Below are 10,924 nucleotides of genomic sequence, written 5' to 3'. Positions count from 1 at the left end.
GTCACCAGACACGTGCCCTGATCAGCCATTATCGGAGGCGCGGTGATCCACTCCCAGTGAATCTACGAATGTAGTACGGGTTGCCGTCCGCATCCCGAACGAGTTCCCCGTTGAGTTCCCGCAGGCCGCACATGCGCGGATTGCGCAGCATCACCTTCAAAGACAGCGTGATCCAGTCGTTGCCCAGCGACGTCTTGACCCCTGCCTCCTGCCACTCCCGCACGATCGAGTGCAGGGAACGACCACCAAGGAAGTCTTTGGCAGCCTGCCGGACGAGATCGGCCTCCCTCTTGTCGAGGGTCCGGCGATCCGGATTCCAGCCGAACGGACGCGGTCCACCGGACGGCACCCCTTGCTCCGCCCGTGACCGATGAGAGCGCCGCATCCGGCGCTGCATCTTGCGGACCTCCATCTTGGAGATGACCGCGCCGAACAGGCCCATGCTCTCCACGTCCTCGCTGTAGAGATCCTGGGCACCTCGCGCGTCAGCGAACACCCGCCCGTCCTGAAAGGTGATCGCTTCCACGAACCGCTCATAGTCACCGGGACGGCGGGCGAGACGATCCGCCGCCAGGATCACCACGCCCTGGACAGATGTGCCGTTCGGCAGTTTGCCCACGCGCAGCACCCGTAGCATCGCCTCGAACTCGTCCCGCACGACGTCCGCTTTGGCGGCAGAGCGGTCGTTGTCGGTGAACTCGTGAACGACCGTCCAGCCGTAGCGCGCGGCGGTCTGGCGGTTGACCTTGTGCTGATCCTGCACACCGTGTTCGTCGCGCTTGAGGTCGGCCGAGATTCGTGCGTAGGACACGACGGGGACGGGGGGATCTGACGGGTTCATGTGCACCTCCGTCCCACATCATGCACGAGTCATAGAGCTAGAACCTCCTGGCTCGCGAGGAAGAGCGCGAGATGCTCCCGCTGTGCGCCGACGAAGGCGTCGCCACCATGGTGTGGAGCCCCCTGGCCCGCGGCCGCCTGGCCCGCCCCTTCGACCAGGCTAACGCCAGCGAGCGTGCGGCGACCGACGGCGGCTACGCCGACCTGCTCTACAAGGCCAACGCCGACAGCGACCGGCAGATCATCGACGAGGTCGGCGCCATCGCCGAGGCCCGCGGGGTCGCCCGCGCCCAGGTCGCCCTGGCCTGGCTGCGCCGCAACCCCGTCGTCGCCGCCCCCCTGGTCGGTGCCCGCACCCTCCAGCAGATCGATGACGCCATCGCCTCCTTCGACCTCGACCTCACCGAGGAGGAGGCCCGCCGCCTGGAAGCGCCCTACACCCCCCGCTACGACCTCCAGGGCATCTCCGACGAACGCGAACTCGAACGCATCAAGGCCAGCATCCCCGGCTACGCCAACCACTGAGGCTGAGGCAACCCTCGGAACTCCACCCGCGGACGCGTGGCCCGGGCATCTCCAGGAAGCACCCGGGCCACGGCCCACGATCGGTCCACCAGGCCAGCCGCCAAGATCGCTTCTGCTACCGGCACTGAGGCCGCCGATTCGCTGACGGTTCCGCCGCCGATGGCATCGTCATGGCGCTCCGGCACCGCCACAAGGATGTCGGGATTAGAAGGTTTACCGACAGGCGGCCAGAGATACCTGCAAACGGACAATAGAGGATGAAACACCACGCCAGGCGGCCTGTTTCGGGCGCTGATTGACGACAGTATTTTCCGACAGGTAGAACGGGGCTTCGTCCTTCTTGAGGAGCGCCGGTGTGTATCGTCTACTCCCGCTCATCCACCGCGACTCAGTCGCTGCTGCGGCAGCGGCACATCCTCACCGAGGCCGGGCTGCTGGTCCGGGCCGAGGGCGTCGCGGCGGGATTCCACCCGGCCGAGGGCGTGCTGCTGTTCGAGGACCCGGCGACGACCTCCAAGATTCCCGCACTGGAGCGGCCCGCGTTCGCCAGGGTCGCCGCGGCCGCGCATCCCGGCGACACGCTCACGGTGTCGGAGTTGTTCCGGCTCTGCCGCGACCTGGTCGACATCCACGCCGTCCGCGGCTGGTGCCAGGCCCGCGGCGTCGTGCTGCGGGTCCTGTCCGGGCCGCTGTCGAACTTCCACGACCTGGCCGCAGGCGACGCCACCACCGACCTGATCATCAATGTGATCACCGCTGTGGGGGTGCCACCGGAATACGGCGGAAACGGGCCGCGCCGGGATGTTGACCGGGCAGAACCTTGGCTCTGTCCGGTCAACCGAACGACATCCCCGCAGGTAGATGCGTCGGCAGCCATGCGGTCCGCAATTCGGCCCCAGGCTGGGTACGGTCATCCACAGCCGAAACCCCAGCCCTCGGCCTCACCATCCGGCCTGCGGATTCGAGCGACCGCGGTCCGTTTCTGCCGTATTCCGGTGGCACCCCTTCAGCGTCCAGACGCGCCTCGCCCAGCGCCGTGACCATGTCGACGGCGACGGCAGCGGGCAACGCGATGCGCACCGGCTCCCCCTGGGACGCTCCCGCGCGCATGGTGAGCATTCCCGCCTGCTCTCGGTGCCGCTCCAGCTGATCATGGCCAAGACCCGGCACAAGAACCCCCGCACCGCCATGCGCTACACCCGCCCCGGCGGCGAGGCCGTCGCCGAGATCACCGGCATCCTCGCCCCACCCCGCCGAACTCACTAACCGCAGTTCAGAGCCATATCCGTTGGATTTCCGCTGTTTGCTACGGGGACCCCCACCGGTCACGGCGACGCGGGTGGTGTAGAGGGGCTTGAACGCCGAGCCGCTGTAGTCGTGCTCCGTGGACAGGATGGGGTCGTTCACCGGTAGGCCTTTCAGCGGTGCCAGCGTTGGAGTTTGTCGGGATTCAGGACGATCCACACTGCGGTGACCTCGGCGCCAGCGACGCTCACGCTGACCACCGCCACGGCCTGACCCGCCCGGCGCAGCACCAGGCCCGTCCTGCCGTTCACGGAACCGACGGTCAGCTCGGTGCCGGGCTGACCGATCAGCAGCGCCGTGACCATCCGGGCGACCGCGTCCGCGCCGTAGGTCGGGTGGACGGGGGCACGCACCTTGCCGCCGCCGTCGCTCACGACGATCGCGTCGGCGGCCAGCACCGCCCACAGCGCCGCCGTGTCTCCCGTACGGCAGGCGGCGGCGAACCGCCGGGCGACCTGGTCGTGCCTGGCCAGCATCTCCCCGCTGGCCCTCACCCGGTGCTGGGCCGGCTCGGGCGCCTCGGCTGCTGGGACGTGGAAGGGGCGGTCAGGAGCTCCAGGTAGATGCTTCCCGCGGTCCGCCTCAGCCAGGCGCGCGGTGTCGCGATGCCGGCGCGTTCCTCGTCGTCAAGGGCGTACCAGCGACGGTACGTTTCCTGGACGACGTGGTCAGCCGCGAGCTCCGAGCCGAACATCCACAAGGCGATCTCGAGCAGGTGCTGCCGCTCGTCGAGCATCTCAGCCAGCGACTCCGCGCCCGACTCTGTCATGGGCGCCCGCCCCGTGCGCGTGAGCGGTCGAAGGCCTCGATCTTGGCCGGGCTGACGATCCACATGAGGTGATGGATGCCGCTCGGCGAGGCGTCGATGGTGAGCAGCGTGACACCGCTGCGTCCGCGCGGGACGAGTACGCCTGCGCGGCCGTTCATCTCGACCCACGTGATGTCGGCGCCGGGCCAGAACCGGGGCGCGAACGCTGCCATGAACCTCGCCACTCGGTTGCTGCCCAGCACCGGGAACCGCGCCGCCCCTCTGAGGCCGTTGCCGTCTGAGGTATTGACGACGTCGGCGGCGAAGAGGCCTTCCAGGGCACCGATGTTCCCTGTCTGGGCGGCATCGAGGAAGGCCGTCAGGAGACGCCGGTGCTCGATCTTGTCGACGGGCTCGCGGCGTACGGCGGTCAGGTGCTTGCGGGCACGGCTCACGAGCTGCCGGACGTTGACCGTGCTGAGCTGGAGGATCTCCGCTATCTGCGGATAGGGGTAGTCGAAGGCCTCGCGCAGGACGTACGCGGCGCGCTCGGTGGGGGTGAGCCTTTCGAGCAGGAGCAGGAAGGCGAACTCGAGCGCTTCGCCGCGTTCGGCGCCCAGGGCGGGGTCGAGGCTGGTGTCGACGGGTTCGGGCAGCCACGGCCCGATGTAGGACTCGCGTCGTGCGCGGGCCGACTGTGCGACGTTGATGGACAGCCGGGTGGTGATCAACGCCAGAAAGGCCGGCGGGTTCTCGATGATCGCGCGATCGGTGTCCTGCCAGCGCAGCCAGACCTCCTGAACGATGTCCTCGGCTTCGGTCGCGCTGCCGAGCATCCGGTAGGCGATGCCGAACAGCCGCGGCCGCAGTTCGATGAACGCGGACGCGGCCCGCTCGAGTGCATGCATGTCCACCTGCGTCATCAGTGGTCGGTGGCGTCCAGGATAGTGGCGGTCACGGCGTCGGGCTGCGAGGCCGCGATCGCGTGCGAGGTGCCGGCGACCTCACGGGTTCCGCGCGAGTCGGCACGCTCGGCCATGAACCGCAGCGCTTCGGCCGGAATGTTGAGGTCGCGGTCGCCGTGAACGAACCAGGACGATGACGGGCTGCTCACTCATGCTCATGCCTTTCCTGAGTTTCCTCGCGGAAGCCGATCTGTCGATGGGTGCCGTCGCACAGCGGTTTGTTGCCGGAGTGGCCGCAGCGGCACAGCGTCACCCGGTTGCGTGTCTCCAGCGGCCGGCCGTCCGAGCGGATGACCGGCACTCCGCCGGTGACCCACAGCGCGCTGGCCAGCCCGTCCTCTTCTTCCAGCACCGAGATGGCCTGGGGAAGGTCGGCCTCGATCGTCTCACCGCCGCGTTCGAGGGCGTAGCTGTAGGAGCCGGAGGGGCAGTGGTCGATGCGGCCCATGATCGTGGCGCGCACGTCGCTGTCGTCGGTGTCGGCGAGCATCGCGGCGATCGGCCTGGTCCGCCCGATGCAGAAGGCGGCATGGATGCACAGCTCGCCCACCCGCTGTGCCGAGATGCCCACGCCGTCGTGTACGTGCTGCAGCTCCTTGTACGGCCGCATGGGCGTGCTCTCCGAGCCGTCGAACCCGATCAGCGCGTGGGTGCCGTCGCAGAAGGGCTTGGAACCCGAGTGGCCGCAGCGGCACAGCGCGTAGGTGTCCTCGGTCTCCAGCGGCTCGCCGGTCTTCCAGGTCAGCGCGTCGTTGCCGGCGGAGACGATCTTGCGTTTGCGCCGGAACGGGACACCGCCGTAGACGACGTACGGGCCGTCGCGCAGGACGACGATCCGCTGGTTCTCGCCGACGCTCCACCGGCGCTGCTCGGGCGCCACGTACTCGAAGGTGGGTCCGGCCCCGTCGGGCATCCGCATCCGCATCCGCATCAGCGCCAGGGCCTGGGCCTTGAGCGCGTACATGGCGCCGGTGGCGACCGCGAGCAGCTTCGGGCTGCCGTCGAACGCCCGCTCCAGCAGATGCAGGACGCCGCAGTAGGTGTGGTTGAACTCCTCCTGCGCCGCCCGTACGGCACTGCCCGCCTCGGCGGGTCGCGGGTTGGGCCGCATAGGGAGGACGCCGTCGAGGTCCACGGAGATCTTCTCCCCGGTGGGGCCGGACTCCGGGGTGTCGCCGCGCTGGTAGCGGCGGCCGAACTTGAGCTCCTGGAAGCGGTAGTAGTGGGCGACCTCGTCCCGTTCTGGGTGGAAGACGTCCTGGTCACCGTCCCAGACCGAGCCGCGTGCCGTACCCTCACCCTGCTCGACGATCTCCTCCAGCGCGGTCAGCGCGGAGGCCAGGCCGTCCACGGCGATCAGCCGTCCGGCGGTGTGCCGGAAGTGAGCGTCGCTCACCTGGCGAGCGGGATCGCCACTAAAGACCGCCTGCTCGCCGAGCTGGTCGCACAGGTGGCGCAGCCCCTCTTCGATCGCGGCGTAGAACTGCCCAATCGTCTCGTAGCCGTCGTCCTCCGCCGGTGCGCCGGGTGGCGCGGGCTGTTCGAGGCGCAGGAACATCTCCAGCGCCTCGGCCCCGAACGGGACCAGCGACAGCTCCAGCGAACGGTCGCCATGGGGTAGGGGCCGAGGATGGGCGGGCAGCATCTCCGGCATGTCCAGGCGCGGCCGGCCGCCGACGGCGTTGAGCAGGTTGGCGGCGAGCGCCAGGTGCAGCATCTCCTCGACGAAGACGCTGCCCACCACCTGGACGGCCTCGGGGTTTCGCTCCGGGTCCAGCGAGTACAGGGCGGTCAGGTACGGCGGCAGCGTCGCGTGCTCCAGCTCGATCGCCCACTGCAGGTGCTCGCGAAGGCTGTCGAGCGTGCCGATGCGCGGCTCAGGCGACATTGCCGCCGGGCCGGGCGTCGTCTTCGTAAACCTCGACTTCCAGCACCTCGACCGCGTCGCGCAGGCCGCGCAGGCCGATCTCCTCGCGCTCGGCCTCCGTCGGATCGAACAGCCAGTCGGTGACCGGCAGTTCCATCGCCTCCTCCGCATGACTCGCCCGGACCTCGGTCAGTTCAATCTCGACCTCGACCTTGAGCTCACGCAGGAACTCGTGCTCGCCGCTCATGTCTCCTCCATACGTGGTTTGGGTGGATGTCCGGCCGGCTGACCGCGTGGATCAGTCGCACGGCGATGTGCCGGGCGGCGAACAGGCCGGCGAAGCGCTCGCTCTGGCGGGCCGCCAGCGCGTAGGCGGGATCGGCCCTGTGCCGGTCCGCGACCACCGCCGCCACCTGCTCGGCCCGTCGCGACCAGGACAGCGGCGCCCGGCCGGGCTGGTCGGCCCGCTCGAGCACCTCGAATCCAGCGTCCGCGAGCAGCCCGGTGAGCTCCCGCTCGGTGGGAAAGTGGTTGCCCTCCGGAGCCTGCAGAACCTGCGGGCCCCGGGCGACGACCACCAGGAGCCCCAGCGAGGCGCCCGGCTTCAGCACCCGGTGGATCTCACCGAGCACCGTGGCCTTGTCCTGAACGGTGCACAGCACCCCCAGGCACCAGGCGGCGTCGACCGATCCCGTGCGGAGCGGAATGCGCCGGCCATCCGCCGCGACGACCGGCAGCCCGAACAACCGGGCGGCGGCCCGGCGGGCGGCCGGCATCGGCTCCAGCAGGATCGGCCGGACCCCGAACCGCTCGGCCGCCCAAGCCGCCGGCCCGCCGACCCCGGCGCCCACATCGAGCAGCATGATCCCGGGCGACAGCTCGCACGCCTCGGCCAGCCAGGCCAGCGCCGCCGGGCTCGCGCCGCCGCGACAGGCGGCCGGTACGGCATGCTGTACCCCGAGCTGCTCGACGGCGTCGGCGGTCCAGCCCGCGACATCGTCGAACTCGGCGGCCATCGCCAAGGCGGTCACGGCAGCTACTTGCCGGGGGTGTTCTGCTCGAGCCACTCGCGGTAGGTGATCTTGCCGAGCATGGCTCCCTCCCCCGGCACCAGCGTGCGCTCGCCCGGCACGCTGCCGAAGTAGCGGGCAAGCGGGTCGGTGACCACCTCGCGCGAGTCGCCCCAGGCCGCCAGTGCCTTACGGAAGAACTCATCCATTTGGTACTGCTGGGGCCCGGCGACCTCGGTCCGGCCGTTCAGCGGCGTGCCCACCGCGGTCCGGCCGACCGCCTGCGCGACCTCGTCGCCCGCGATGGGCTGGAACCGCACCGGCGCGATCCGCACCTTGCCGTCGTTGGTGGCCTCGTCGGCAATGCTCCGCACGAACTCGAAGAACTGCGTCGCGTGCACCAGCGAGAACGGAATGCCCGACTTCTCGATCAGCGTCTCCTGGGCGATCTTCGCCGCGAAGTAGCCGTTCTCCGGCATCCGCTCCGTGCCCACCACGGACACCGCGACGTGGTGGCCGACCCCTGCCGCCTCCGCGGCCAGCAGGTTCCGCGTGGAGGTCTCGAAGAACTCCATCACCGCCGCGGGCTCGAACGACGGCGAGTTCGACACGTCCACCACGACCTGCGCGCCCTGCAGCGCCTCGGCCAGTCCTTCACCGGTGAGCGTGTTCACCCCAGTGTTCGGCGAGGCCGCCACCGCCTCGTGACCGTGCTCCGTCAGCTTGGTCACGAGCTTCGACCCGATCAAACCCGTCCCACCGATGACCACGATCTTCATGACAAACCCCCTCTGGCGGCCCGGGGCGCCCCATGCGCGGCCCGGTCGCCAGCTAAGACAAGACAGCCACCGCAGGTGTGACAGCCACCGCGAAATTTCCTAGCGAGGCATCCGGATGATCGCCACGGGGCAGCTGGCGTGGTGCAGGACCGCCTGGCTGACCGAGCCGTGCAGGAGCGCGCGGAGCCCGTGGCGGTGGTGCGAGCCGACCACCAGCAGCGAGGCCAGGGTCGCGGGGTGCGCCAGCGCCCTGCCCGGGCGGCCGGCGAGGGCCTCCTGGTCGATCGTGACCGAGGGGAAGCGCGCCCGCCACGGGGCGAGGTCGTGTTCGGGCATCGAGGGCCCGGCGCCGGCGTGCGCCAGCGTCAGGGCGTTCGTGGTCCGTACGGCATGCGCGAAGGCGAACGTGAGCAGGGCCTCGCTCTCGTCAGGGTCGGCGATGCCCACCATGACGGGCCCCTGCGGCGTGACGGACCCGCGCACGACCACGACCGGGCAGGCGGCCTCGGCCCCGAGCCTGGCGCCCACCGAGTTCAGCACCAGGCCGCCGACCTCGCCGAGACCGCGGTTGCCGACGACGAGAAGCCCCGCTCGGTGCGCCCGGCGCAGCAACGCTGGGACGGCCCCGGCCTCCGGCAGGCTGGTGGTCACCTCAATGTCCGGGGCGACCTTGCGCGCGTGCGCGACGGCCGTGGCCAGGATGCGTTCCGCGGCGTGCCGGAAGCCGCCCTCCGGTGGCGCTCCCGGCGCCGGGCCGAGGGGCACTCCGAGCAGGGGCCAGATGAAGGCGTGCAGGATCTCCAGGGTTTGCTTGCGACGTTCGGCCTCGGCTGCTGCCCACTCCACGGCCCGCAGGGCGTCTTCGGAGTCGTCCACGCCTACGACTACAGTGCTCATCGTTGTCCTTTCGCTGTGCATGGGGGTCGCGGCGCTATGTCCGAGTCGGCCGCGTTCATTGCTGGTCGCCGGCTACTCGACGAGCTTTCCGGCGGTCGAGACCTCGCGCATGAGGGCCGCGATCTCGGCCGGAATCGGCGGGATGGGCTCCCGCTGCACCGATCCGGGGCCGGACCACACGAGGTTGACCCGCAGCGCGGGGTCGAGGTCGGGGTAGTCGGAGCGGTTGTGGCAGCCGCGGGTCTCGCGACGCTCGATCGCGGCCTCGAGCGTCGCGCGGGCGGCGAGCGCCGAGGATTTCAGGTCGAAAGCGTGCGCCAGGTCCTGGAAGCCGGCGATGTCCGGGTGCACGCCCACATTGTCGATGCGCGCCCCCACCTCGGCGAGTTCGGCGAGGCCCTTACGCAGGCCGCCCTCGTCCCGCACCACACCGGCGTGCTCCGTCATGATGTCGCGGATGGCCCGCTGCAGCGCCCGCACGTTTTCCGGGCCATCGGCGGCGAGAAGCCCGTCCACCTCCGCCCGCGCCTCTTCGAGCGCCTCGGCCGAACGACGCTGGGCATCCAGGCCCGCCGAGTACTCGGCCGCCGCCTGCCCCACGATGCGCCCGAAGACGAGCAGCTCGATGAGGGAGTTTCCGCCCAGCCGGTTGGCGCCGTGCAGGCCGCTGGCCGCCTCCCCGATGGCGTAGAGGCCATCGACGTCCGTGCCATGGTCCGCCGGCCGTACCCAGACACCGCCCATCGAGTAGTGCGCGGTCGGCGCGATCTCGATCGGTTCCTTGGTGATGTCGAGCATCTGCAGTTCCAGGAGCGTCTGGTAGACACGCGGCAGCCGCGTCATGATCGTCTGGCGCGGCAGGTGCGACACGTCCAGCCAGACACCACCGCTCGGAGTCCCGCGCCCCTCCTTGATCTCGGTATAGGCGGCCAGCGCGACGCGGTCACGGGTGGACAACTCCATCCGTTCCGGGTCGTAGCGCGCCATGAACCGCTCGCCGAGCTGGTTGCGCAGGATCCCGCCCTCGCCCCGCGCCGCCTCGGAGACGAGCGTGCCGGCCGCGTTCTCAGGCGCGATGAGCCCCGACGGGTGGAACTGCACCAGCTCGGGGTCGCGGATGCGACCACCGGCGAGTACGGCGAGGCGGAACGAGTCGCCGGTGTTCTCGTCCCGTCGTGAGGAGGTGCGCCGCCAGATCCGGGTGTGGCCGCCCGCCGCCAGGATCACGGCGTCGGCGTCGATGACGTAGCGGCTACCGTTGATCAGGTCGAACCCGTACGCGCCGAAGACCGCGTTGCCGCACGTGAGAATGCGCGTGACGTACACGGTGTCCAGGATGGGAATGTTGAGCTGCGCCGCCTGGTTGATCAGCGTGCGCTGGATCTCGAGTCCGGTGTAGTCCCCGGCGTAGGCGGTGCGCCGATAGGTGTGGGCGCCGAAGAAGCGCTGGGAGATCCGCCCGTCCTGCTCGCGAGCGAACGGCATGCCGTACCGCTCGAGGTCCTCGATGCCGCGCGCGGCGCCCTCCGCGACGATCCGCACGGTTTCGGGGTTGGCGAGGAAGTAGCTCTCCTTGAGGGTGTCCGCCGCGTGCTGCTGCCAGGTGTCCTCGGGGTCCATTGTGGCGAGCGCCGCGTTGATGCCACCCGCCGCGAGCGAGGTGTGTACGTCCGCCTTCGGCCGTTTGCCGACCGCGATGACATCGACACCGCGCTCGGCGAGTTCGATGGCGGCCCGCAGCCCCGCCCCTCCCGTCCCGATAACTAGGACGGATGTGGCGATCCGGTTCTGTGGCGCGTGCATGGTGCTCCTTGGGCGCATCGGCGAAAGCAGTCAGGAGTCAAGACCGGACAGCGGCACGATTTGTGACAGCTGCCTTCGCGAGCGTGCCGGCGACCAGCGCGACGCAGACGGCCGCGATCGCTCCGTTGAAGGCGCCCACCGAGGTTCCGATGATCAGGTCCGGGATGAATCCTCGCTGTTCCAGG

The 10,924-nt window shown here is 70.0% G+C and carries 14 protein-coding genes; 3 read left to right on the top strand and 11 right to left on the bottom strand.

The genetic code is table 11. The features are described 5' to 3' along the window. Positions 1-28 precede the first annotated feature (28 nt). Positions 29-841 carry a recombinase family protein gene (locus ACSDR0_RS47490; RefSeq protein WP_435295582.1) on the bottom strand — a complete coding sequence of 271 codons (813 nt, stop codon included), beginning with the start codon at positions 839-841 and terminating at the stop codon, positions 29-31. 47 nt (positions 842-888) lie between these two features. On the opposite strand from ACSDR0_RS47490, the gene ACSDR0_RS47485 reads away from it, so the two are divergent. The 3 genes from ACSDR0_RS47485 (at position 889) to ACSDR0_RS47475 (ending at position 2,631) form a co-directional block, all read left to right on the top strand. After that, positions 889-1,365, top strand: coding sequence for an aldo/keto reductase (locus tag ACSDR0_RS47485; RefSeq protein ID WP_435295583.1), 477 nt, complete (start codon positions 889-891; stop codon positions 1,363-1,365). Between the two features lie 353 nt (positions 1,366-1,718). Further along, positions 1,719-2,405 carry a recombinase family protein gene (locus ACSDR0_RS47480; RefSeq protein ID WP_435295581.1) on the top strand — a complete coding sequence of 229 codons (687 nt, stop codon included), beginning with the start codon at positions 1,719-1,721 and terminating at the stop codon, positions 2,403-2,405. A 94-nt stretch (positions 2,406-2,499) separates the two neighbouring features. After that, positions 2,500-2,631 carry a hypothetical protein gene (locus ACSDR0_RS47475; RefSeq protein ID WP_435295580.1) on the top strand — a complete coding sequence of 44 codons (132 nt, stop codon included), beginning with the start codon at positions 2,500-2,502 and terminating at the stop codon, positions 2,629-2,631. A gap of 152 nt (positions 2,632-2,783) precedes the next feature. Here the strand turns inward: ACSDR0_RS47475 and ACSDR0_RS47470 are convergent, their stop codons facing one another. The 10 genes from ACSDR0_RS47470 to ACSDR0_RS47425 all read right to left on the bottom strand — a co-directional run bounded on the left by ACSDR0_RS47470 (position 2,784) and on the right by ACSDR0_RS47425 (position 10,739). Continuing rightward, the gene (locus ACSDR0_RS47470) at positions 2,784-3,146 is read right to left on the bottom strand and encodes a hypothetical protein (RefSeq protein WP_435295579.1); all 363 of its coding nucleotides are present in this window, start codon (positions 3,144-3,146) and stop codon (positions 2,784-2,786) included. A gap of 14 nt (positions 3,147-3,160) precedes the next feature. Then, the gene (locus ACSDR0_RS47465; protein ID WP_435295578.1) at positions 3,161-3,439 is read right to left on the bottom strand and encodes a hypothetical protein; all 279 of its coding nucleotides are present in this window, start codon (positions 3,437-3,439) and stop codon (positions 3,161-3,163) included. Beyond that, positions 3,436-4,326, bottom strand: a complete 891-nt coding sequence (locus tag ACSDR0_RS47460; protein ID WP_435295577.1) for an RNA polymerase sigma-70 factor — start codon at positions 4,324-4,326, stop codon at positions 3,436-3,438. Before ACSDR0_RS47460 ends, ACSDR0_RS47465 begins: the two co-directional genes overlap by 4 nt. A 14-nt stretch (positions 4,327-4,340) precedes the next feature. Continuing rightward, positions 4,341-4,532 (bottom strand): alpha/beta fold hydrolase, encoded by a 192-nt coding sequence (locus ACSDR0_RS47455; protein ID WP_435295576.1) that lies wholly within the window; start codon positions 4,530-4,532, stop codon positions 4,341-4,343. Beyond that, entirely contained in the window at positions 4,529-6,271 is a 1,743-nt protein-coding gene (locus tag ACSDR0_RS47450; protein ID WP_435295575.1) for a ferritin-like domain-containing protein, read from the bottom strand. The genes ACSDR0_RS47455 and ACSDR0_RS47450 overlap by 4 nt, the downstream gene beginning before the upstream one ends. Continuing rightward, positions 6,261-6,497, bottom strand: a complete 237-nt coding sequence (locus ACSDR0_RS47445) for a hypothetical protein (protein ID WP_435295574.1) — start codon at positions 6,495-6,497, stop codon at positions 6,261-6,263. The genes ACSDR0_RS47450 and ACSDR0_RS47445 overlap by 11 nt, the downstream gene beginning before the upstream one ends. Then, positions 6,469-7,281: a class I SAM-dependent methyltransferase gene (locus ACSDR0_RS47440; protein WP_435295573.1), complete on the bottom strand. Its 813-nt coding sequence runs from the start codon at positions 7,279-7,281 to the stop codon at positions 6,469-6,471. Before ACSDR0_RS47440 ends, ACSDR0_RS47445 begins: the two co-directional genes overlap by 29 nt. Before the next feature lie 5 nt (positions 7,282-7,286). Beyond that, positions 7,287-8,039, bottom strand: coding sequence for an SDR family oxidoreductase (locus ACSDR0_RS47435; RefSeq protein ID WP_435295572.1), 753 nt, complete (start codon positions 8,037-8,039; stop codon positions 7,287-7,289). Between the two features lie 99 nt (positions 8,040-8,138). Then, on the bottom strand, positions 8,139-8,936 hold the full coding sequence (locus ACSDR0_RS47430; RefSeq protein WP_435295571.1) for a universal stress protein: 798 nt from the start codon (positions 8,934-8,936) through the stop codon (positions 8,139-8,141). 72 nt (positions 8,937-9,008) lie between these two features. Beyond that, positions 9,009-10,739: an L-aspartate oxidase gene (locus ACSDR0_RS47425; protein ID WP_435295570.1), complete on the bottom strand. Its 1,731-nt coding sequence runs from the start codon at positions 10,737-10,739 to the stop codon at positions 9,009-9,011. Positions 10,740-10,924: the final 185 nt, after the last annotated feature.

Source organism: Streptosporangium sp. G11 (assembly GCF_051192615.1).
Taxonomy (GTDB): domain Bacteria; phylum Actinomycetota; class Actinomycetes; order Streptosporangiales; family Streptosporangiaceae; genus Streptosporangium.
Note: the sequence above shows the minus strand (reverse complement) of the source record. Positions and strands in the feature narration are given on the sequence as shown.